This is a genomic window from Isoptericola halotolerans (assembly GCF_013149785.1).
In the GTDB taxonomy this organism is placed as follows: Bacteria; Actinomycetota; Actinomycetes; order Actinomycetales; family Cellulomonadaceae; genus Isoptericola; species Isoptericola halotolerans.
Genome location: NZ_JABEZU010000002.1, coordinates 395,597 through 418,313 on the forward strand (window position 1 = coordinate 395,597; position 22,717 = coordinate 418,313).

General features: G+C 73.1%; 20 protein-coding genes and 1 tRNA gene. 17 read left to right on the forward strand and 4 right to left on the reverse strand.

Features of this window, described 5'->3' with window-relative positions; genetic code table 11:
• Positions 1–83 precede the first annotated feature (83 nt).
• From HDG69_RS09615 to xylA, 3 genes are all read right to left on the reverse strand, one after another.
• A complete protein-coding gene (locus HDG69_RS09615; protein ID WP_171783567.1) occupies positions 84–1,469 on the reverse strand; it encodes a serine hydrolase in 1,386 nt (461 codons plus the stop codon).
• 4 nt (positions 1,470–1,473) lie between these two features.
• Positions 1,474–2,991: a xylulokinase gene (locus HDG69_RS09620; protein ID WP_171783568.1), complete on the reverse strand. Its 1,518-nt coding sequence runs from the start codon at positions 2,989–2,991 to the stop codon at positions 1,474–1,476.
• Positions 2,992–3,201: 210 nt separating this feature from the next.
• Entirely contained in the window at positions 3,202–4,365 is a 1,164-nt protein-coding gene (xylA, locus tag HDG69_RS09625; RefSeq protein ID WP_171783569.1) for a xylose isomerase, read from the reverse strand.
• A gap of 95 nt (positions 4,366–4,460) precedes the next feature.
• Between xylA and HDG69_RS09630 the strand changes: the two genes are divergently transcribed.
• The 17 genes from HDG69_RS09630 to HDG69_RS09710 all read left to right on the forward strand — a co-directional run bounded on the left by HDG69_RS09630 (position 4,461) and on the right by HDG69_RS09710 (position 20,758).
• Entirely contained in the window at positions 4,461–5,720 is a 1,260-nt protein-coding gene (locus HDG69_RS09630; RefSeq protein ID WP_171783570.1) for an ROK family protein, read from the forward strand.
• Between the two features lie 226 nt (positions 5,721–5,946).
• Positions 5,947–6,019, forward strand: a tRNA-Arg gene (locus tag HDG69_RS09635).
• 176 nt (positions 6,020–6,195) lie between these two features.
• The gene (locus HDG69_RS09640) at positions 6,196–8,340 is read left to right on the forward strand and encodes an SNF2-related protein (RefSeq protein WP_171783571.1); all 2,145 of its coding nucleotides are present in this window, start codon (positions 6,196–6,198) and stop codon (positions 8,338–8,340) included.
• A 26-nt stretch (positions 8,341–8,366) separates the two neighbouring features.
• The gene (locus tag HDG69_RS09645; RefSeq protein ID WP_171783572.1) at positions 8,367–8,885 is read left to right on the forward strand and encodes a DinB family protein; all 519 of its coding nucleotides are present in this window, start codon (positions 8,367–8,369) and stop codon (positions 8,883–8,885) included.
• A gap of 288 nt (positions 8,886–9,173) precedes the next feature.
• Entirely contained in the window at positions 9,174–9,854 is a 681-nt protein-coding gene (locus HDG69_RS09650; RefSeq protein ID WP_171783573.1) for an SAF domain-containing protein, read from the forward strand.
• Positions 9,855–9,857: 3 nt separating this feature from the next.
• The gene (locus HDG69_RS09655) at positions 9,858–10,652 is read left to right on the forward strand and encodes a CpaE/TadZ family protein (protein WP_171783574.1); all 795 of its coding nucleotides are present in this window, start codon (positions 9,858–9,860) and stop codon (positions 10,650–10,652) included.
• Positions 10,649–12,328, forward strand: a complete 1,680-nt coding sequence (locus tag HDG69_RS09660) for a TadA family conjugal transfer-associated ATPase (RefSeq protein WP_246256405.1) — start codon at positions 10,649–10,651, stop codon at positions 12,326–12,328. Before HDG69_RS09655 ends, HDG69_RS09660 begins: the two co-directional genes overlap by 4 nt.
• On the forward strand, positions 12,328–13,194 hold the full coding sequence (locus HDG69_RS09665; RefSeq protein ID WP_171783575.1) for a type II secretion system F family protein: 867 nt from the start codon (positions 12,328–12,330) through the stop codon (positions 13,192–13,194). Before HDG69_RS09660 ends, HDG69_RS09665 begins: the two co-directional genes overlap by 1 nt.
• Positions 13,194–14,105 (forward strand): type II secretion system F family protein, encoded by a 912-nt coding sequence (locus tag HDG69_RS09670; protein WP_171783576.1) that lies wholly within the window; start codon positions 13,194–13,196, stop codon positions 14,103–14,105. Before HDG69_RS09665 ends, HDG69_RS09670 begins: the two co-directional genes overlap by 1 nt.
• A gap of 35 nt (positions 14,106–14,140) precedes the next feature.
• Entirely contained in the window at positions 14,141–14,338 is a 198-nt protein-coding gene (locus tag HDG69_RS09675; protein ID WP_171783577.1) for a hypothetical protein, read from the forward strand.
• Positions 14,339–14,340: 2 nt separating this feature from the next.
• Positions 14,341–14,751 carry a TadE/TadG family type IV pilus assembly protein gene (locus HDG69_RS09680; protein WP_171783578.1) on the forward strand — a complete coding sequence of 137 codons (411 nt, stop codon included), beginning with the start codon at positions 14,341–14,343 and terminating at the stop codon, positions 14,749–14,751.
• A complete protein-coding gene (locus tag HDG69_RS09685; protein WP_171783579.1) occupies positions 14,748–15,188 on the forward strand; it encodes a TadE/TadG family type IV pilus assembly protein in 441 nt (146 codons plus the stop codon). The genes HDG69_RS09680 and HDG69_RS09685 overlap by 4 nt, the downstream gene beginning before the upstream one ends.
• Position 15,189: 1 nt before the next feature.
• A complete protein-coding gene (locus HDG69_RS09690) occupies positions 15,190–15,636 on the forward strand; it encodes a pilus assembly protein TadG-related protein (RefSeq protein WP_171783580.1) in 447 nt (148 codons plus the stop codon).
• Positions 15,633–18,740: a LysM peptidoglycan-binding domain-containing protein gene (locus HDG69_RS09695; RefSeq protein ID WP_171783581.1), complete on the forward strand. Its 3,108-nt coding sequence runs from the start codon at positions 15,633–15,635 to the stop codon at positions 18,738–18,740. Before HDG69_RS09690 ends, HDG69_RS09695 begins: the two co-directional genes overlap by 4 nt.
• 13 nt (positions 18,741–18,753) lie before the next feature.
• Entirely contained in the window at positions 18,754–19,347 is a 594-nt protein-coding gene (locus tag HDG69_RS09700) for a hypothetical protein (RefSeq protein WP_171783582.1), read from the forward strand.
• Positions 19,341–20,345 carry a hypothetical protein gene (locus HDG69_RS09705; RefSeq protein ID WP_171783583.1) on the forward strand — a complete coding sequence of 335 codons (1,005 nt, stop codon included), beginning with the start codon at positions 19,341–19,343 and terminating at the stop codon, positions 20,343–20,345. The genes HDG69_RS09700 and HDG69_RS09705 overlap by 7 nt, the downstream gene beginning before the upstream one ends.
• 20 nt (positions 20,346–20,365) lie before the next feature.
• Positions 20,366–20,758, forward strand: a complete 393-nt coding sequence (locus HDG69_RS09710; protein WP_171783584.1) for a hypothetical protein — start codon at positions 20,366–20,368, stop codon at positions 20,756–20,758.
• Positions 20,759–20,809: 51 nt separating this feature from the next.
• Here HDG69_RS09710 and HDG69_RS09715 read toward each other — a convergent pair whose 3' ends face one another.
• On the reverse strand, positions 20,810–22,531 hold the full coding sequence (locus HDG69_RS09715; protein ID WP_171783585.1) for a collagen-binding domain-containing protein: 1,722 nt from the start codon (positions 22,529–22,531) through the stop codon (positions 20,810–20,812).
• Positions 22,532–22,717 lie beyond the last annotated feature (186 nt).

Consider the following 22,717-nt stretch of genomic DNA (forward strand, 5'->3'; position numbering starts at 1 on the left):
TCCGCATCGTCGTCGAGTCGGGTCGCGGGCCACGCTACGAGGGGGCGCGGACCGCCTCCAGCACCTAAACGGTTCGGTCGGCCTCAGGAAGCGTCGGCGGTCGCCACGAACGTCCAGGTGGGGTCCACGGCCTCGCCGTACCCGCGCGACTGCACGGTGAGGCTCCCGTCAGGACCCGTCACGAGGCGCAGCACGAGCGTGGCGAGCACCTCGCCGACGACGGCGCAGCGCACGTCGAGCGTGCCCGGCGCGGTCCAGCCGCTGGTCACCACGACCGTGCCCGGACCGCCGTCGCCCGGCAGGGCCCCGCCCCGGGAGGTGAGGAGGTCGGCTCTCACCGGCTCTCCGTAACGCAGGGGCAGCGTCACGATCCCGCCCGCCGCGTCCGTCTGCCTGGTCAGCGTGCCGCCGTCGGTGCCCAGGTCCAGGTCGATCGTCACGGTCGCGTCCCCGGCCCGGAACGCCCAGCCGCCGACGAGGGGCCGAGCGTGGTCCGGTTCGTGCCTCGGTGCCGGCCACGACAGCGCGCCCGGGGAGGCCGCCGTCGCACCGGGAGCGGGTTCGCCCCACGCGCCGCCGAGCTCGCCCAGGAGCAGGTCGATGAGCCGGTGGTCGCCGGTCGGGCAGGCCTGCGTGTCCCCGGTGACCACCACGACGATGTCGCGCGCGGGGTCGGTCCACACGAGCTGTCCGCCCATCCCGAACATCAACCCTCCGCCGGCGACGGGGAGCCACAGCAGGTGCCCGTAGCCGCCCGCGAGCTGGGCGCCCCACGCCTGCAGCGAGGTGTCGGCGTGCGGCGTCGTCATCTCCCGGAGGAGACTCGCGGGGACGAGCCTGTTGCCGTCGGTCCTGCCGCCGTCGCGCAGCAGCCGCCCCAGGTGCAGCAGGTCGCGTGGGCTGCACACCAGCCCGGAGCCGCCCTGCGAGACACCCTCGGGGTCCGTGAGAAAGCGGAACGAGCCGCTGACCCCCAGCGGGTCGAGCAGCCGTGGGCGCAGGTAGTCGGTGAGCGACGTGCCGGCCAGGCGCTCGACGAGGGCGGCGAGCACGTGCGTCCCGCTGGTGTCGTAGGTGAACACCGTTCCCGGACGGTGGGTCGGCGGCACCCGGAACCACGACTCGACCCAGCCCCGCCCGGCGCGGTCGTAGGTCGTGGCGCGGTGCGGTCCTTGCATGCTCAGCAGGTCCCGCACCCGGGTCCCCCCGGTCCACGGGTGGACCGGGGAGTGCTCGGGGAGGTGCCGGACCACCGGGTCGTCCAGGCCGAGCCGACCCTCCGCGACCAGCAGGCCGACGGCGAACCCGGTGACCGTCTTGGACACCGAGTAGGTGCGCCGCGGGGTGTCCACGGTCAAGGGCGGGTTCGTCGCGCTGACCACCAGCTCGTCGCCGCGCAGCACCTCGACGCTGTGCAGCGCGAGGTCGAGCGCCTCGGCCTCGCGCTGCAGAAGGGTCAGCGGGTGCACCTCGTCAGAGGAGGTCGCGTACGGCGGCGTACTGCTCGCGCACCTCGGGCCGGGGGTCGGCGGCCAGGGTGGTGGCCACCTGGGTCGACCACGCCGGCGCCGTCGCGTCCGGGGCGCTCGCGGCGGCGAGGACCCATGCCGCCTGCCGTGCTGCGCCGTCGGCCACGTACTCGCCGGGCTCCGGGATGCCGATGGGCAGGCCGAAGACCTGCGTCGCGACGGTCTGGACGGCGGGGGACTGCGCCGCGCCGCCGATCAGCATGACCTGCTCGACGGGTACCCCCTGGGCGCGCAGCGCGTCGAGGCCGTCGGCCAGCCCGCACAGCATGCCCTCGACGTAGGCGCGGGCCAGGTGCTCGCGCGTGGACGTCGCGATCCGCACGCCGTGCAGCGTGCCGGTGGCGTCGGGGCGGTTGGGGGTGCGTTCGCCCTCGAGGTAGGGCACGAGCACGAGGCCGTCGGAGCCGGGAGGGGCGGTCAGGGCGAGTCGTGAGAGCTCGTCGTAGTCGACGTCGAGCACGGAGCGGGCGGCGTCGAGCACGCGCGCCGCGTTGAGGGTGACGGCGAGCATCAGGGCGTTGCCGGTGGCGTCGGCGAACCCGTTGATCGCCCCGGACCCGTCGGCGGTGCGTCGCGGCGCGACGGCCGAGACGACGCCGGAGGTGCCGAGCGAGATGGCGATGTCACCCGGGCGCATGCCGAGACCGAGCGCGGCGCCGGCGTTGTCGCCGGTCCCCGGTCCGATCAGGGCACCGCCGTCCACGTCGCGGCCGGCGACCGACGGGTGTGCGAGGCCACCGGACTCGGACGGTGCGAGGACGCGGGGCAGGACGACGTCGTCGCGGCCGAGGGCGAGGCGCAGCAGGTCGCGGCGGTAGGCGCCCTGCTCGGGTGTCGCGTCGTCGTCGGAACCGGTCTCGGGCCCGGACGCCTCGGCGTCGAAGTAGCCGGTGCCGGAGGCGTCGGACCGGTCGGTGAAGAGCGCCGTGAGGTCGGGCCCGAGGGGGGACTCGTCCGCGGGGCCGTAGCCGGCGATGCGCCAGCTCAGCCAGTCGTGAGGCAGGGCGACGGCGGCGACCCGTGCGGCGTTCTCCGGCTCGGCGTCGCGCAGCCAGCGCAGCTTGGTGATGGTCAACGACGCGACCAGCACCGACCCGGTGTCGTCGGCCCAGCGCTGGGCGCCGGCATCGCGGTCGCCGTCGCCGAGCTCGCGGATCAGGTCCTCGGCGGCGGGGGCGGACCGGGTGTCGTTCCACAGCAGGGCGTCGCGGACGACGCGACCGTCGGCGTCGAGGGCGACGAGGCCGTGCTGCTGGCCGCCGACGGCGATCGCGGCGACGTCGTCGAGCCCGCCGGCGGCGCGGGACGCCTCGGTGAACGCCGTCCACCAGTGGTCGGGGTGGACCTCGGTGCCGTCGGGGTGCTGTGCGGAGCCCGTGCGCACCAGGGCGCCGGTCTGCGCGTCACGGACGACGATCTTGCAGGACTGCGTGGAGGTGTCCACGCCGGCCACGAGGGGCATCTTCGCTCCTAGGTAGGTTCAGACGACAAGCGTTGTGGGCGCGATTTCTGGGCTCGGAAGCCCGGCGTACCGGGCATTCCGGGCCAGAAATCGCGCCCACAACACCGAAGGTGGATCGGCCGATCAGCCGTTCCTTGTCGGCTGACCCTGCGGTTCCGCTTCGGGCGGGTGCCTCGTGCCTCGGCCCCCACCCTCTGCGTCACCTCCGTCTCAGCCGATGAGGTGCTTCAGGGCGAGCTGGTGCAGCTTCACCAGACCGTAGTCGCGCTCGGCGGTGGCGTCGACGTCGATGCCGTCCACGGACTCGTCGGCGAGGAACGCGTCGAACGACTCGCCGGCGCCCAGCGTCGACTCGCCGAGCTCGAAGATCCCGGCGTGCTGGAACGCGGCCTGGACCTCGGGGTCCTCGCGGTAGGCCTTGGCCTTGGCGGCGAGCATGTCGTAGGTGGCCATGTTGGCCTTGGCCGACTCCCAGACACCGTCGAGGTACTCGGTGCGCGACGGCTTGTAGTCGAAGTGCCGCGGGCCCTCGTAGCGCGGCCCGCCGTTCGGGAAGCCGTTCTCCAGCAGGTCGACGGTGAAGAAGGCGCTCAGCAGGTCACCGTGGCCGAACACGAGGTCCTGGTCGTAGCGGGGACCGTGCTGGCCGTTGAGGTCGATGTGGAACAGCTTGCCGCAGTACAGCGCCAGCGCGAGGCCGTGCGTGTAGTTGAGGCCCGCCATCTGCTCGTGGCCCGTCTCCGGGTTGAGGCCCACGATGTCGCCGTTGTCGAGGGTGTTGATCAGCGCGATGGCGTGCCCGATGGTGGGCAGGAAGATGTCGCCGCGCGGCTCGTTCGGCTTCGGCTCCAGGCCGATGCGCAGGTCGTAGCCCTTGGCCTTGATGTAGGCGGCGACGGTGTCGATGCCCTCGGCGTAGCGGGCGTGCGCGCTGTGCAGGTCCTTGGAGTTGTCGTACTCGGTGCCCTCACGGCCGCCCCACATGACGAACGTGGAGGCGCCCATCTCGGCGGCGTTGTCGACGCTGCGCAGCACCTTCTTGAGGCCGAACCGGCGGACGTCGCGGCTGTTCGAGGTGAACGCGCCGTCCTTGAAGATCGGGTGCGAGAACGTGTTGGTCGTGACCATCTCGCAGACCAGCCCGGACTCCTGGGCGGCCTTCTTGACGCTGTCGATCCCGGCCTGGCGGTCGGCCTCGGAAGCGCCGAAGGGGAAGACGTCGTTGTCGTGGTAGGTGAAGCCCCACGCGCCGAGGTCCGCGAGCTTGCGGACCGACTCGGCCGGGTCCAGCTCGGGCCGCGTCGCGGTGCCGAAGGGGTCGTTCGCGGGCCAGCCCACGGTCCACAGGCCGAACGAGTACTTGATGTCGCTCACGGTTCTTCTCCTCGTCGAGAGCTCGTCGCCGGGCACGGCCGCGGCGTTTTGTTGTACGAATGAACTATTACCGGTCGCTGGGCTAGAGTCAAGGCGTGACGCCCACACCGACGACGACGCCGCGCGCCCCTCGTGCGCCCTCCGGAGCCGGTGGCAGCGCCTCGCGACAGCACACGCTGCGTGAACGCAACCTCCGCCTCGTGGCGCGAGCGATCTATGACGCGGCCACGGAGGTCTCCGGGTCACCCGACGCCGTCCCACCGTCCCGTGCGGACGTCGCCGCCGCCACCGGGCTCACCCGGGCCACCGTGTCCACCCTGGTCGACCACCTCGTCGCGGCACGCCTCGTCACCGAGCTCGAGCCGGTCTCCTCGCAGCGGGCCGGGCGCCCCGCGGTGCCGCTCGTCCCGGCGCGACGCACCGTCGTCGGCCTCGGGCTCGAGGTCAACGTCGACTACCTCGGCGTCCGCGCCCTGGACCTCGCGGGCGACGTCGTCGCCGACCACGTCGAGGCCGGCACCTTCCACGACTCCGACCCCGCCGCCGTGCTCGCCCGTCTCGGCCTCCTCGCCGCCGACGTCGTCACCCGCCTCGAGGCCGACGGCCTGCGGGTCGCCGGGGCGCGTCTCGCGCTGCCCGGCCTCGTCGACGCCCGCACCGGCGAGCTGGAGGTCGCACCCAACCTCGGCTGGTCGTCCGTGCACCCCGTCGAGCTGCTCGGCCTCGGCGACCTGCCCGTACGCGTCGCCAACGAGGCCAAGCTCGCCGCCCTCGCCGAGCTCGCCGGCGACGTCCCGCCGTCGTTCCTCTACGTCTCCGGCGACGTCGGGATCGGTGCCGCGATCGTCGTCGACCGAGCGCTCTTCCTCGCGGAGCGCGGATGGAACGGCGAGGTGGGCCACGTCGTCGTCGACCCCGCCGGCCCCCGGTGCTCCTGCGGCGCGAGCGGCTGTCTCGAGCAGTACGCCGGCAAGGAGGCGATCCTGCGTGCGGCCGGGCTCGCCACGGAGGCGCCGCTGGACGACCTCGTCGCGGCGCTGGCGGTCCCCGACGGCGGCACCCCGGGCGGGCGGGCACGCTCCGCCGTCGATCGGGCCGGGCAGGCGCTGGGGTCGGCGCTCGCCGACTTCGTGAACCTCACCGGGGTGTCGACCGTGGTGCTCGGCGGGGTCTACACCGAGCTGGAGCCCTGGCTGCGGGCCGAGATCACGGCCGGGCTGGGCGCACGGGTGCTCGCGGCGCCCTTCGCGCCGGTGGACGTGCGCGCCGCCCGTGCGGGGCAGCACGCCGCGCTGACCGGGGGAGCGCGGGAGGTGCTGCGGGAGGTCGTGGCCGACCCGGCGGCCTGGGTGTGACGGTCCACAACCAGCCGACGATGCGGGCGCCGTGCCCGCCGAGTGCCCCGACGCCTCTCACGCCGAGCTCGCCCGTGGCCATGCGGGACCGGCGCGCGAAAGCCGCCCGCCTTGTCGGCTCGCCCTCGTCGTTTCCTCGATGATGCGCGCCACGCGCTAGGCTGTGGGGCGATCCGGGCCGCGCTTCGTGCTCGGCCAGGGTCACCATCGTGCAAGGACGGTGGGAGCGCCTGTAGCTCAGTGGATAGAGCACCGCTCTCCTAAAGCGGGTGTCGGCAGTTCGAGTCTGCCCAGGCGCACAGAGGCCCGGTGGCGTCTCACCATCCGCGTGGGACCGGCGAGGGACCAGGCGAGACGACCCGTCGCCCTGGCGCGGACCCCGTGTCACGAGACCGGCGGCGGACGCCGACTGGTGACGGGGACCCTGGTAGCGCGCTGTGTCGCGGCCGCGGTGCAGGAGAACGAAGGAGTACATGTGGCGAGACCTGGCAGGCGCCGGTCCGGGGGCGCGCGCCCTGACGTCGGCGCTCAGCGTCGCCGCGCCCCCCGTCCTGCCGAGCGAGGCATCGTCCCGGTGCTCGCCGACGTCGCTCGCGAGGTCGACAACGCGGTGAAGCGCCCTCCCACCCGACCGGCGGTCCGGACGAAGTTCCAGGTCGTGGCGCTGCTCGTGCGTGAGGAGCGGGCGCGGGTGAAGGGCGACGGCACGCTGACCGCAGCCAAGCAGGCCCAGGAGCTCAAGCGGCTCGACGGGGTGGCGACGCTGCTGGCGAAGATCGCAGCCCGGGACACGTCGCTGCTCGAGCTGCTCGCGGAGGACGCCCGGCTCTCCGACTCCGCGCACGCGTACAAGGCGAGCGTGATGCGCACGGGTGGGCTCGAGCCGCCCGAGGAGACGGAACCCCCGGCGCCGGCCGCCCCGCCGCCCGGCGCTCAGAAAGGGGTCGTGCCCCAGTCGGCGATCTCGCACCGGCTGGCCAACCCCTTCCTCGCGCCCGACTTCGAGGCGGCGACCGAGCGCGCGGCCGCGCGCCCCCGCCGGCTGGCGGGGTGGGAGCTGCTCGAGCCTCTCTTCCGGTCGTTCGAGGTGGCGTCCCCCGGCACGCCATCCTGCATGGAGTTGCCCGAGGCGGGATCCGTACCCGTCGCCCACGGCCGCGCGCTGATGCCGCACCAGGCCCAGGTCGTGGCCGCGACGGCGCGCGGACATCGCACGTTCCTGCTCGCGGACGAGCCCGGACTCGGCAAGACCGCCCAGGCGCTGCTCGCGGCCCAGGCGGCGGACGCCTTCCCGCTGCTGGTCGTGGCGCCCAACGTGGTCAAGACGAACTGGGCGCACGAGGTCGACCTGTGGACGCCGCTGCGGCGGGCGACGGTCGTCCACGGTGACGGCGATCGGGTCGACGCCTTCGCCGACGTCGTGATCGTGAACTACGACATCCTGAACCGGCACGTCGACTGGCTCGGCGAGCTCGGCTTCCGCGGGATGGTCGTCGACGAGGCGCACTTCATCAAGAACAAGGCCTCGCAGCGTTCGCAGCACGTCCTGGCGCTCTCCGAGCGGATCCGTGAACGCACCGCCCGGCCGCTCCTGATGGCACTCACCGGTACCCCGCTGATCAACGACATCGAGGACTTCCGGGCGATCTGGCAGTTCCTCGGCTGGATCGACGACACGAAGCCGATCGGGAAGCTGATGACGGCTCTGGAGGAGACCGGCCTGACCCCGGCGGACCGGGGGTTCTACGCCTCCACCCGCGCCAGCGTCATCGACAGGGGCATCGTGCGTCGCCGCAAGGTGGACGTGGCGGCGGACATCCCCGCCCGCCGGGTGGCGGACGTGCCGCTCGAGCTCGAGGGCGCCGTCGGCCGCTCCGTCCGGGCTGCCGAGGCCGCGCTCCAGCGGCGCCTCGTCGACCGCTACCGGTCTGCCGTGGCGGCCCGTCCCGACGACGTCGTCGTGGAGGGCATCGACCTGGACCTTGCCCGCCGGGTCGCGGCGGCCGAGCTCAAGGACTCGAGCTCCAGGGCTCGTGGCGAGAACGTGTTCTCGATGGTCCGCCGGATCGGCCAGGCCAAGGCCGGGCTGGCCGCCGACTACGCCGCGCAGCTGGCCCGCAACGTCGGCAAGGTGGTGTTCTTCGCCAAGCACGTCGACGTGATGGACCAGGCCGAGCAGACCTTCGCGGACCGCGGCATCCGGTACGCCTCGATCCGTGGCGACCAGACGCCCGCGGTGCGCGAGAAGAACGTCGCCGCGTTCACGGAGGACCCCGAGGTGTCGATCGCCGTGTGCTCCCTGATGGCCGCCGGCGTGGGCCTCAACCTCCAGGTCGCCTCCAACCTCGTGCTGGCGGAGCTGTCCTGGACCGACGCCGAGCAGACCCAGGCCATCGACCGGATCCACCGGATCGGTCAGGCGGAGCCCGTCACCGCCTGGCGGCTCATCGCCGCGCAGACCATCGACTCCAAGATCGCCGGGCTGATCGACAGCAAGTCGGGGCTGGCCGCCCGCGCGCTGGACGGGGCGGCGGTCGAGGACGTCTCATCGTCCACGGACGTCCAGCTCGAAGCCCTGGTCGGGCTGCTCACCGACGGGCTCGCCGAGGGCGTGGGCTGAGCCTCGGTCGCCGTACGATCGGGAGCATGCCGCTCTCCGCCGTCGAGCCACGCCTTGACTCGCCCGACCCGAAGGCCCAGCTCGTCGCCTACCTCGACTACTACCGGACCGCCGTGGAGCGGAAGCTCGACGGGCTCACCGAGGCCGAGCTGCGCACGAGCCGCCTCCCGTCCGGGTGGACGCCGATGGAGCTGCTGATCCACCTGGTGCACATGGAACGACGCTGGTTCGTGTGGGGGTTCCTCGGCGAGCAGGTCCCCGACCCGTGGGGCGACCACGCCGACGGCGTCCCCGACGGGCCGTGGCAGGTGCCCGACGGCGTCACCGCGGCCGAGCTGGTCGCGGCGCTGCACGCCGGCGGGCGGCGCACGCAGGCGGTGCTCGCCGACCACGACCTCGCCGAGCGCGGCGCCGTCGGCGGCCGGTTCACCGCCGACCCTCCCACGCTGACCTGGATCTGCTTCCACGTGCTGCAGGAGTACGCCCGGCACGCCGGGCACCTCGACGTCGCGCGCGAGCTCGCGGACGGGGACCTCGGCGAGTAGCCCTCCGAGGTGGCTGCTTCCTCTCCACGACGAGGCGGGGGAAACGACTGACTGGCCTGGTGACCCGGGACGATCCCGTCCACAAGGGGCGCACTGCGCGTATTGCCATCCGGACACACCGACTTCACAAGTTGACCACGATTCTGATTGCCGCGACCATGACTCCGCGGACCAGGCGACGTCGACGCCCGCGTCGACTCGGTCGCCCTCGGGCGGTCTGGACGCTCCCGCGGCGTTCTCGTCGTCGGGACCCCCACAGTCCACCCGTGCGAGAGGGCCCCACGCGACATGACCACCACCGTGCCCGCCGACGCCACGCGATCCGCGCGGCGCGGCGTCGAGCCCGCGGCCCCGGCTCCGGCCGCCTCCGTGGCCCCGCCGCCCAAGCTCCGCCGTCGGCCGGTCCTCGTGGTCGCCGGCGTCGCGGCGATCTGCCTGGGGGCGCTGCTGAGCCTGTGGGCGTACAGCTCGACCTCCGAGGCGCAGAGCGTGCTCGCCGTGCGCCAGACCGTCGAGCGTGGTCAGGTGATCAGCGCCGACGACCTCATGACCGTCCAGGTCGGTGTCGACCCGGCCCTGCAGGTGCTGCCCTCGGGCGACCTCGACACCGTGGTGGGCATGCGCGCGGCCCTCGACCTGTCGGCCGGCAACCTCGTGACGGCCGAGCAGGTCACCGACACGCCGATCCCGGCCGACGGCACCTCCGTGGTCGGGGTGAGCCTGTCGGCCGGCACTCTGCCCGTGGGACAGGTCCGCGTCGGCGACCCCGTGCGCATCGTCACCACGGCGGGCGGTGCTGACGAGGACCCGCAGGTCGTCGAGGCCGAGGTCGTGGACATCACCGGCGACGAGCTCTCCGGCACCACCATCCTCAACCTGCAGGTGGACTTCGACGACGCGCCCGTCGTGGCCTCCCGGGCCGCCTCCGGTGACGTGGCCGTGGTGCTCGACCCCAGCCAGGAGGGCTGAGCGATGGCGCTCGTCGCACTCACCTCCGCGGGTGGGTCGCCCGGCGTGACCAGCACCGCCCTGGGGCTGGCGCTGAGCTGGCCGCGCCCGGTGGTGCTCGTCGAGGCCGACCCCTCCGGGTCCCGCGCGCTCGCCGCCGGCTACTTCCGCGGCGGGCAGCTGCCGACGACGCGCACCCTCGTCGACCTCGCCGTCTCGCACCGCCAGGGCAGCCTCGTCGAGGACCTGCCGCGCACGCTGTTCTCGATCCCGGACTCGAAGGTGCAGGTGCTGACCGGTCCGCTGCGCCACTCCCAGGCGCGCGCCCTCGACCAGATCTGGGGACCGCTGGCCGGGCTGTTCAAGTCCCTGGAGCGGCAGGGGCAGGACGTCATCGTCGACATCGGCCGGCTCGGGCTGGAGGGCTCCGGCTACCAGCTGCTGGCCGCCGCCGACCTGGCCCTGCTGACCACGCGCACCGACCTGCCCTCCCTCGTGGCCGCCGGGGCGTGGGCGGCGACCCTCCGGCAGACGTTCGAGCGGGGCGGTGCGCTGCACAACCTCGGCGCGCTGCTGGTCGGCCAGGGGCGGCCCTACGGCTCCGGCGAGGCCGCCAAGGTCCTCGGCCTGCCCGTCGTGGCTTCGCTGGCGTGGGACCCCGACACCGCCCAGGTGTACTCCCACGGAGCAGCACCGGGGCGCAAGTTCGCCACGGCACCGCTCAACAAGTCCCTGCGGGCCGCGGTGCAGGCAGCACAGTCCACGGTGGGCGCCGTCCGGTCCCAGCTCGAGCTCGCGATCGAGGGGAGCCCCCGATGAGCAACCTGCCCCACGACCCCAGCGACCTGCCGATCTTCGGCGGGAGCGGCACCGGCAACGACGAGCTCTCCCCGCTCGCGCACGCCCTGGCGGGCACCCTCACCGAGCGAGGCGGGGCGCGCGGAGCGCAGGCAGCCGGCGACCCGGCCGCACCAGCGTCCACGCCGGTCGCGGTGCAGCACGCGGACGCTCCGCCGTCGTACCCGCCGGCCTTCCGGCCTGCCGGTCCCGCCCGCCCCGCCCCGGCCCAGCAGGCGGAGTCCGTCCAGAGCCCGGTCCACGCCCCCGCGCAGGCCCCTGCCCCCGCCCCCACCCGTGCGCCAGCACAGGCGGGCAGCATCGACTGGAAGCAGGTCGCCGCCCTGCGGTCCCAGGCGTCCGAGCAGCTCACCGCCGCGCTCGGCGAGGAGCGGGGCGCCGACCTCGAGACCGAGCGTGAGCTCGGTCGGGCCATCATCACCGAGCTGTTGCAGTCGACGGTCGCCGACCGCATCCACGACGGCGAGCCGACATGGAACCTCGTCGAGCAGCAGCAGATGGCCGAGGCCGTGTTCAACGCGCTGTTCGGCCTGGGCCGGTTGCAGCCGTACGTCGACGACGACTCCGTCGAGAACATCATCATCACCGGGGCCGCGAACGTCTGGCTGGAGAAGACGGACGGCATGCTCGTGCGTGCCGAACCTGTCGCGGACTCCGACGCCGAGCTGCTCGACTTCCTGTCCTTCGTCGCCTCCCGCAGCGAGGTCAACGCCCGCAGCTTCTCCTCGGCCAGCCCACGGCTGCACATGCGGCTCGACGGCGGCGCGCGCCTTGCGGCCGCGGCGTGGGTCACCGCGCGCCCGTCGGTCGTGATCCGGCGCCACCGGCTGCGCAAGGTCACCCTCGGGGACCTGATCGGCCGGAACATGCTCACCCCGGTGGCGGCGTCGTTGCTGTCCGCGGCGGTCCGCGCCGGCAAGTCGATCGTGGTCGCCGGTCCGCAGGGCGCGGGCAAGACGACGATGGTGCGGGCCCTGTGCGCCGAGTTCGAGCCGCACGAGAAGATCGGCACGTTCGAGACGGAGTTCGAGCTGCACCTTCACGAGCTGCCCGACGTGCACCCGATCGTGCACGCGTGGGAGGCCCGCCCGGGCTCCGGCGAGATCGGCGCGGACGGCAAGCAGGCCGGTGAGTTCACCCTGGACGAGGCGCTGTACGACTCGTTCCGCTTCAACCTCTCGCGCCAGATCGTCGGCGAGGTCCGTGGCCGCGAGGTCTGGGCCATGATCAAGGCGATGGAGTCCGGTACCGGGTCGATCTCCACCACGCACTCGTCCGACGGCGAGGCCGCGATCCGCAAGCTCGTCACCTGCGCGATGGAGGCCGGCCCGCACGTCACGCGCGACCTGGCGACCTCCAAGCTGGCCGAGACCGTCGACATCATCGTGCAGGTCCACCTGGAGACGACCTCGCTGGGCGACGACCAGTGGCGGCGCGACCGGTGGGTCTCGGAGATCGTCCACGTCACCCCGGGCGAGGTGGCCAAGGGCTACGCGACCACCCGCGTCTTCGCGCCGAACCCGGCGGGCGGGCCGGCCGTGCCCGGGACGCTGCCCGACGAGCTGCGCAGCCTGACCCGCTACGGCTTCGACCTCGACGGCTACCTGGCCGCGAGCGTGGGCGAGCAGGTCGCCTGATGCCTCCTCTCGTCCCCGCCCTGGGCGGCGCGCTCGCCGTCGCGGGGATCCTCGCGCTCGTGGCCGGGATCCGTCGTGTCCCGGAGCTGCCGGACACCGGTCCGCGACGGTCGGTGCTGCTGGGGCGCTGGCGCGGGGTGCGCCGGAGCACCCGCCTGCTGCTGCTCGCCGGGCTCGTCGCCGGGATCGTCGCCTACCTCCTGACCGGTTGGCTCATCGCCGTGCCGGTCGGGCCGCTCGCCGTGGCCGGGCTGCCGCTGCTGCTCTCGGCCCCGGCCGGCGCCGAGCGGGTCGCCAAGCTCGAGGCGCTGGAGGAGTGGACCCGTGGCCTCGCGGGGGTGCTGACGGTCGGCGTGGGGCTGGAGGAGGCCCTGCGCGCGACGCTGCGCTCCACCCCGCCGGCGATCCGGCCCGAGGTGACCCGGCTGGTGGCGCGCATCCGTGCCCGCGTCGGCACCGAGGACTCGCTGCGCGCGTTCGCGGACGACCTCGACGACGAGGTCGGGGACACCGTCGCGTCCTACCTGATCCTGGGCGCTCGGCGTCGCGGGCAGGGCCTGGCGTCGGTGCTCAACACCCTGGCCGAGTCGGTGGCCCACGAGGTGCGTGACGCCCGGGCGATCGAGGCGGACCGCGCCAAGCCGCGCACCACCGCGCGCGTCGTCACGCTGCTGACGGTAGGGGCGCTCGGGCTGCTGGCGTTCAGCGGCGAGTACATGGACCCCTACCGCACCGCGGCCGGGCAGGTCCTGCTGGTCTTCTACCTCACCGGGTACGTGGTGCTGCTGATCTGGATGCGGCAGATGACCGCCGGGAAGAAGGCGCCCCGCTTCCTGGGGACCGCCGTGGCCGGGGGTGAGGCGTGATGACCACCGGACTGCAGATCGCCCTGCTGGGCGGCGCCCTCCTCGCCGGCGGCATCGTGCTGCTCGCGTGGCGGCTCATCCCGGCCCAGCCCGACCTCGCGGACGTGCTGCGGCGCAACTCGCCCGAGGGGGTCAAGGAGCAGGCCGCTGCCGACACCGCGGCCGCCGCGGGCGAGGGGTTCGCCGAACGGCTGGGCGTGTGGGCGCTGCGGCGTTTCCCGACGCGGGTGTGGGGCAGGACACCGACCAAGGAGCTCGCGCTGCTGCGGATCCCGCTGCACCGCTACTACGGCGAGAAGGTCGTCTTCGCGCTCGTCGGCCTGCTGTTCCCCTCGCTGCTGAGCTACTTCCTCGCGGTCTCCGGGATCCAGGTTCCCGTCGCGATCCCTCTCCTCGGGTCGCTGGGTCTCGCCGCCGGGCTGTTCTTCCTGCCGGACCTCAACGCCCGTGACGACGCCCGCAAGGCACGCCAGGAGTTCAGCCGGGCGCTGGGCGCCTACTCGGACCTCGTCGCGCTGGAACGCCTCGGCGGTGCCGGTGCCCGGCAGGCCATGGAGCTCGCGGCCGAGATCGGCGACAGCTGGGTGTTCCGCCGGCTCAGCGAGGAGCTGTCCCGCTCCCGCTGGAACGGCAAGGCTCCGTGGGACGCGCTGCACGCGCTGTCCGACGAGCTGGGCCTGCCGGAGCTCGCCGAGCTGGCCGACGTCATGCGTCTCAGCAAGGAGGGCTCCCAGGTCTACACCCAGCTCCGTGCCCGGTCCGAGGGGCTTCGATCCGCCCGGCTGAGCGAGGAGCTGTCCAGCGCGAACTCCGCCAGCGAGCGGCTCAGCATCCCGATCGGGCTGCTCGCCGTGATGTTCGTCGTCATCATGATCACGCCCAGCATGCTCAACCTCATGGGCGGGCTCTGATCTCCGCCCGCGCTTGTCACTCCAGGAAGGTCACCATGTTCCAGAGAATCCTCGCCACCGCCCACCTCGTCGGCCTGCGGCTCGCCGAGTCGACCCGTCGCCGCGCGGAGTCCGAGCGCGGCTCGTACACCGTCGAGCTGGTCGTCGTCCTGGCCGCGATCGTGCTCATCGCCGTCGCGGTGACGGCGATCATCCAGACGGGTGTGCTGGAGCAGGTCAACGAGATCTTCTGAGCGTGAGCCTCCGTCGCACCCACCGAGGTGACCAGCGCCGCGACCGCGGGGCGGACGAGCGGGGCTCGGCAGCCGTCGAGCTCGTCGTCGTCTTCCCCGTGGTGCTCCTGCTGCTGTTCGCCGGCATGCAGGGCGCGCTGCTGTACCAGGCGAAGGCGACAGCCCTCGCGGCGGCGCAGGACGGCGCTCGGACGGCTGCGGGGGAGGGGCGCACGGTGGACCAGGGCTACGCCGCCGCCCGGAGCTTCCTCGCGGCGTCGTCGCTCGGTCAGAAGAGCTCGGACGTGAACGGCAACCGCACTCCCACCGAGGCGACCTTCGTGGTCACGGTCACGTCGCAGACCGTCATCCCGTTGTGGAGCCCGACGGTGACGCAGTCCGCGTCGATGCCCGTGGAGAGGATCACCGGATGACCTGGTTCCGAGCACGCCGCAGCGCCGAGGAGGGATCCTCGGCGCTGGAGCTCGTCATCGTGGTGCCCGTGATCCTGTTGATCTTCGGGGCGATCGCGCTGGGTGGCCGGATCGCCGTCGCCGACCTCGCGGTGGACTCCGCGGCGGCGGAGGCCGCCCGGACGGCCTCGATCGCCCGGACGCAGGGCGAGGCCGACTCCTCGGCCGCGAGGGCCGCCAGGGCCACCCTGGCCAACCAGGACCTCGACTGCGTCGAGGGACCCACCGTCGCGGTGGACACCTCGCAGTTCGCGAACGCGGTCGGCACCCCCGCGACGGTGTCGGCGACGGTGACCTGCCGGGTGAACCTCTCCGGGCTCGCCCTGCCCGGCATCCCGGGGACCAGGGTCATCACGAAGACCGCCACCAGCCCGCTCGACACCTACCGGGAGCGCTGACATGCGAGACCCACGACGTGCGACCGCCCACGACGACACCTCCGAGGACGGCGCCATCTCCACGTGGGTCGCGATGACCACCGTCGCGATGATGCTCTTCGTCGGGATCGCGGTGGACTTCGGCGGTCAGGTCGGTGCTCTCCAGCGCGCCCGGGACGTGGCCACCCAGGCGGCCCGTGCCGGTGGTCAGGAGGTGGACCTCGTGCGGGCGACGCGCGGTGAGGCCGTCGCCGTGGACCCGGGGGCCGCCCAGGTCGCAGCAGCCAACTACCTGGCGACGGCCGGCGTCAGCGGGGACGTGAGGGTGGTCGACGGCACCCGCCTGCTCGTCACGGTCGACGACTCCTACGCCACCAAGGTGCTGACCATCATCGGGGTGAGCAGCCTGCCGGTCACCGGGACCGCCGAGGCCCGGCTGGCCCGCGTCGTGGGAGGGGTCGAGCAGTGAGCGCGCTGCGCCGTCGGCTCCTCGGGCTGGTCGCCCTGCTGGCGATCGTGGGCATCATCGTCGGGCTGCCCGTCGTGCTGCTCGCGCTGGGCGCGAACCCGCTCGACATGGGGGTGCCCTCGTGGGACGAGGTGACGCGGGCGCTCACCTCGCCCGACGACGGGACGTTCGCCGTCGGGCTGATCAAGGTGGTCGCCTGGCTCGCGTGGGCGTTCCTCACCGTGTCCCTGCTGGTGGAGATCCTCTCCCGGCTGCGTGGGGTGCGGGTGCCGCGGCTGCCGGGTCTGCGGTGGCCGCAGACGGCGGCACGCGGGTTGGTCGGGGCCGCGATCCTGCTGTTCGTCGCCGTGCCGTCGGTGAACGTCGCCCATGCGGCACCGGCCCCGGACCACGTCTCGGTCGCGGTGGAGCAAGCAGCCGAGCAGGCGGCGGAGCAACGAGCCGCCGAGGCGGCGGCCGAGGCGGTGCGGCACGAGGTCGCCGCGGTCGAGGAGGCGGCTCCCGAGAGCCAAGCTCCCTCCACCACCACGCACACCGTGCGGCAGGGCGAGTCCCTGTGGTCCATCGCCGAGTCCAAGCTCGGTGACGGACACCGGTTCGGGGAGATCGTCGAGCTGAACGCCGACCTGCTCGGCGGCCAGGCCTCCTTCCTCTCCGTCGGCTGGGAGCTGACCATCCCCGTCGACGGCGCCGCACCCAGCGCCGACGCGGACGGGGGCGCCGAGGCGAAGAGTGTCACGGTCGTCCGCGGCGACACCCTGTCCCAGATCGCCCAGGACGAGCTGGGCGACGCCTCGCGCTACCCGGAGATCTTCGAGGCGTCCCGCGGCATCGAGCAGCCCGGTGGTGCCCGGTTGAGCAACCCGGACGTCATCGACGTCGGCTGGACGGTGCAGGTGCCGGGAACCGAGGCGTCCGCACCGGTCGAGGCCGTCCACGAGGAGCGGGTCGAGCCTCCGGCGGACGTGCCGGTCGAAGAACCTGCCGGCGGACACGTGGTGGCCGACGGCGGTGCTGCCGCAGCCCAGAGCGGTGCGGTCGGCGCTCCCGGTCTGGCCGGCGTCGGCGCGGCGGCCGGCGGGTCCTCGACGTCGACGGCGTCGCCAGAACGTTCGATGTCGGCGGACCCTGCCACCGACCAGACGCACGCCGAGCAGCACGTGCTGCGTTCCGCCGCCGGGGTGGGGGCGATCCTGGGCGCCGGCATCCTCGCGCTGGTCACGGCGCGCCGTCGGACCCTGCACCGCCTCCGCCGACCCGGGCAGCGGGTGCCGGCAGCGCCCGCCGAGCTGTTGGAGGCCGAGGCGGACCTGTGCACGACGGCGGCGCCGCTGTCGGTCGAGACGGTCGACGTCGCGCTGCGGTCGCTCGCGCGGTCCTGCGCCGCGGCGGGCGCGCCGCTCCCGCCGGTGCGGGCCGGGCGGCTGACGGCGACGGCGTTCGACCTCTACCTCACCGAGCCCGCCTCGCTGCCCGCACCGTGGGTCGGCAGCTTCGACGGGACCGTGTGGCGGATCGACGCCGAGCGGGCGCGGCAGCTGCCCGTGGGCCGCGGGATCCCGGCGCCCTGCCCCACCCTGGTGACGGCGGGTCACGACGACGACGGGCACCTGTTCCTGAACCTCGAGCAGCTCGGTGGCCTGAGCGTCGCCGGCGACGAGACCGCACGGCGCGAGGTGCTCGGCGCGATCGCCGTCGAGCTGGCGACGTCGCCGTGGGCCGACGACCTCCAGGTGACCGTGGTCGGCGGCTTCGACGACCTGGAGCGTCACCTGCAGACCGGTCGTGTCCGGGCGGCCCGTTCCGTGGAACGGGTCCTGGACGAGCTCACCGAGCGGGTCGCGCGTGACCGGCGGGCCCTCGCCGCGGCCGGTGCCACGGACGTGGGGCAGGCCCGCTCGGCGGGAGTGGCCCCGGACGCCTGGACGCCCGAGGTCGTCCTGGTGATGGACGACCTCACCGACGCTCAGCGCGAGCAGCTCGACGCGCTCGTGTCGAGCCCGCGCGTCGCGGTGTCGGTGGTGGCCACCGACACCCTCGGCAGCCCGTGGCGCCTCGACCTGGGTGCCGGCGGCACCCGCGAGCACGCTGTTCTTGCACCGATCGGGTTCGAGCTGCGGCCCCAGCGGCTGCCCACCGACCGGTACGGGCACCTGCTGAGCCTCGTGCGCGCGACCGGCCTGGACGCGCTGCAGGGGACGCCGGTGCGCGAACCCAGCCTGGCCGAGGTCGAGACGATCGTCCCGGTCGAGGAGCCCGACGACGTCGACCCGGACGCGGGCACCTGGGACACGGACCCGGATGCGACGCACGTCGCCGGCCGGGCGGTCACCGTGCCTGACGACGTCACCCGCGCCCGGACCACCCCTCGGGGGGTGGAGCAGACCGGCCTGCGCGCGCCTCGCGTGACCGTGCTGGGCCCCGTCGACGTGCTCGACGCGGGCGGCAGCGTCGCTCCCGGGGACCGGGCGCGCCTGCTGGAGCTCGCGACGTACCTCACCCTGCACCCCGGCACCACGCCGCAGAACCCGACCGAGCTGTCGAAGCTGCGCCGCTGGCTCGGGGCGGCGCCCGACGGCACCGAGTTCCTGCCGCGGCACCCGGCGGGCACGGGCTACCGGTTCCACCCCGCCGTGAGCGCCGACGTCGTCGACTGGGACGGGCTGATCGGGCGGCACCCGGCGGACGCCTCCACCGAGGACCTGCAGTCCGCGCTCGCCCTGGTCCGCGGCGCCCCGTTCGACGTCGTGCACCGGCACCGGTACGTCTGGGCGGAACCGGAGCGGCAGCGGCTGGTCGCCGAGATCGTCGACGTCTCCTACGAGCTGGCCCGACGGCGCCTCCTCGAGGGTCGCTGGAGGGCTGCGGAACGCGCCGTGGCGGTGGGACTGAGCGTCGAGCCCGCGCAGGAGTGCCTGTGGCGGATGCGGATCCTGGCAGCGCACCAGAGCCGCGACGTCGACACCGAGTCCCGGGCCGTCCAGGGTCTGCTGACGGTGACCGACCAGCTCGCCTGCGACCTGGAGCCGCAGACGGCGCAGCTCCTCGCGGCGCTGCAGCACCCGCACGGAGAGTTCGACAGGATGATGGCCGATGCGTTCTAGGAGGAACCGGTCGATGCGACACCTTTCCCGGGCTGTGCCCGCCGCCGCGCTGGCGGTGGTGCTGGCAGCGGCGCTGACCGCGTGCGGGGCGGACGACGGCGCGCCGTCGTCAGCCGGACCGGCGCAGGCGAGCCCCTCACCGTCGCCGTCGCTCGACGAGGCCGAGCGCGCGGAGCAGGAGCATGTCGAGGAGGCGAAGGCCGCGCTGGCGGAGTACTACGAGGCGTCCGACGACGTCGCGAACGACGGATACGAGGGCTGGCAGTCGCTACGCGGGTACATGGGGCCGCAGGCATGGAAGTCGGAGTCGTCGATCCTCGAGCTGAACGCGACAGACGGCTGGAGCACGACCGGCAGGGTCGAGCTCGTCTCGATGACCGTCGTCGAGTACGTGGAAGACCCCACGGGCAGCGGCTTTGAGCAGGTCCGCATCGACGTGTGCAGCGATGTCAGCAGCATCACGGTCCACGACGACGAGGGTGACGTGGTACCTCGTGACGAGAGCCTCCCTGACAGTTTCACGACGGTTTACACGTTGCAGCACCAGGGGCCCGGCGAGGGATGGCTCATCAACGGGCGCGACGCGGAGGTGGAGCAGTCATGCTGAAGCAGGTCGTGCGGCTGGTCCTGACGGGTCTGGTCCTGAGTGTCGCGCTGGTCGCACCGTCCGTGGGTGCCGTCGCTGACACGCAGTGCGGACCGGGCGAGGTGCCGGTTCCGGTGACCGACTCTCAGGGAAGCGTCCGGATCGTGTGCGAGCGGGCGGACGGCGGGGGTCCAGGAACGGGAACCGGAGGCGGTGGCGGTGGCGCTCCCCAGTGTTTTCTCGCCTCGGCGATTCCCGGGTACGACGGCCTGGAGATCCCGTGCGTGGACGACTTCTTCGGGGTGTGGAACGCCGGCCTGCAGTGCTACATGTCGGAGTTCACGGGGAACATTCCGAAGGACAGCCCGATCTGGGAGGGCAACGACGACGGCTACATCGTCACCTGCACGCTCCCTGACTGTGTCATCTTCGACCGGCCGTTCCCCGGCACCTGTTCGGGCCCGGCCTGGAGTCCTGATCCGCCGACCGTCGGACCATCACCGCAGGAGCTGGCTGAGCGAGCCGTGGCAGCGATGACCATGAAGATGGGTGAGGTGGGGTCGACCCCGCCGTCGACGGAGATGAAGGCCGACTCCGTGGGGATCGTCGGGGTACCGATCTGGCTGTGGGTGGCCGATCCCGGGCAGAGCACGGTCGGGCCGATCACCGAGACGGCGAGCGATGGCGGACTCACGGTGACGGCTGTCGGTGAGCTGGACCGGATCGTCTGGGAGCTCGCGGACAGCTCGGGCGAGGTCTACCGCACTGTCGAGTGTGTCGGTGCCGACGCCCCCGGGACGCCGTGGTCGGAGGAGATCAGCGACGGTGGACGCGCCTCCTCGCCGACCTGCGGTTTCGACGCGAGTGACAACGTCCGTACGGGTCGGTTGACGCTCACCGGGACGGCCTACTGGACGGTCGCATGGAGCGGTGGAGGGCAGGAGGGCACCATTGACATCGATGGTCTGCCCCGTTCTGCCTCCTTGGAGATCGGCGAGGTTCAGGTCATCACCCAGTGAGCTTCTCGCCAGGGAGGCTGATGCTGGTCGTCGTGCTGGTAGGCGTGGTGGGCGCGCTGTCCGGATGCGGCGCGGCGGCCCGTGACTGCGAGGAGGCGTACGTCGGGTCGATCTCGTCGGTGGAGGGTGTGGCCTCGGTGGAGGCGGAGTGCAGCCTGCAGTTCGGTGGCGGCTGGCAGCGGGTCGACGTCTTCCTGGAGACGAACGACGTGACCGAGGCTCGCGCCGTGGGACAGCAGGTGCTGCAGGCCATCGCCACGGAGCCGACGCTCGAAGATCAGTGGTCGACACCGCGTGCCTACTACCTGCAGGACGGCTCCGGGGTATCGATCGGCCTGCGAGAGCTGGGTTTCAACGGGGTTCCGAACGTCGGCGAGGTGCGCGAGAACGACAGCACCAAGCCGCTGGGCTGACCTCGGGTCCGAGAGGCGTGCTGCCCTTCGGACCCGAGGCGAGCGCCTCGCTCAGACGACGCCGCGACGCCGCAGGACGAGGAGGATCCCGGCACCGAGCAGCAGCGCGGCGGTGAGCGCGATCCCGGCGATCTGCGGGCCGGTCACCGGCAGGCCGTCGGTGGAGTCGTCCACGACCGGTGTCACGGACTGCTCAGGGGTCCGGTCGGGGTCGTCGAGGTCCGCCGGCGTGGTCGGGGCGGGCTGTGAGGCGCCGTCGGACGGTTCGGACGGCTCGTCCGTGGGCTCCTCGGTGGGCGTCTCCGGGGTCGGCGTCGGGGTCGGTTCTGCGGACCCCTCGGCGGTGTTGGTCAGGACGACCTCCACGGCGGTGTCTTCGCGGATCTCCACGTCGAGGGACCCGTCGGCTGCCCCGGCCTCCAGACCGTCGACCTGCCAGCGGGGTGCGCCCCAGGTGACCTCGTCGATCTCGGGGAAGCCTGGCTCGGTCAGGGTGACCGTGCTGCCGGCGGTGAGCTCGTCGATCGTCTCGGTCTCGCCCACGGTCATCGTCAGGGTGACCTCCTCGCCGCCGTCGACGGCGTAGCTCACGGAGTACTCCGTCTCGGCGGGGACGTCCGCACTCCCGTCGCCCTCGACGGCCTTGGTCAGGGAGATGCTCCCGGTCGCGGCGACGGGCTCCGAGCCGCACGGCAGGCTGCCGGCGAAGAGGTAGGCGTGGGCCTCGCCGCCCCGCAGGTCGAGCGAGCCGGCGACGATCTGACCGTCGATCGGCGCCGCGCTGAGGGTGAGGTCGGCGTCCGGGGCGTACACGGAGCCGTCGACGCGGGTGCCGGAGCCGTCGAGGGTCACGGCGCCGTCGTGCTGCGAGAGGTCCCACATCACGTATCGGGCGACCTGCCCCTCGGTGCCGAAGACCTTGCCCGAGAGCTCGGTGGTGCCGGCCGGTACGGAGATGATGAGGGGGGCGTCGGCCGAGGGCAGGGTGCCGTCGGCGAACTGCACCAGGGACGCGTCGGCGATGTCGGCGTAGTCGACCACGTTCGGCACACCGGGCTCGATCGCCGACAGCACGACGCGGTCGCCGACGTCCTCGGCGACGTCGAGGCGGTGCGCGAGGTCGCTGTCACCCAGCTGTGCGAGGCACTGCCGGACCGCGTCGACCCCGGGACCGGACTCGACGTACGAGGCGACCGAGCCGTTCTCGGTGGCGACGGTGTCAGCGCCGTCGGGCCAGGCCTGGTTGGTGGCGTCGATGGCCGGGGCGTCGTCCACGGCGGTGCGGTAGCGCGTCCAGTCGGCCCGCTGGTAGGTGTCGAAGGCCGGGTCGTCGCCGACCACCTTGAGGTAGCCCTCGAGCTCGGGACCGCTGCCCGCCGGGACACCCTTGTTCTCGACCTTGGCGAGCCCCGAGGTCGGCGCGTAGGAGCCGATGAGCAGGCGGGTCGGGTCCCCGTCGACGGTCGGGATCGTGTAGTCGGCCGTACCGGCGGCCTGGTGGATCACGGGGTAGGTGCCGCCGTCCGCCCGGACGGTCAGCTCGCCGCCGACGGCGATGGCGCCCTCGGTCTCGTGGTTGGTCAGCTGCGCGTCGCCGCGCGCGTAGACGGAGAACCCGCCGGCGAGGTCGAACGGGTCGACCTGCGTCGTCGCGGCGCCGGCGGGGACGGCGAGCGTACTCAGGGTGAGGGCGAGCCCGAGCGGGGCGGCGGTGCGTGCGACCCTGCGTCGTGTGCGGTGGGACGGGGTCCGACGGCGGTCGGGTGAGTTCACGGTCATCCTCTCGGTGGGCTGTGGCGGACGCCGGACGAGCCGGTCGACCACGGGGCAAGACACCGGTGGGGCCGAGCGATGACGACAGGATCTGTGGCTTCGCTCACTCAAGATGCTGAGGGCCGGGCGACGTGATAGATGCAGCAGGTTCTCCGGATGCTCGCAAGACCCAGAGCGGGTGAAATC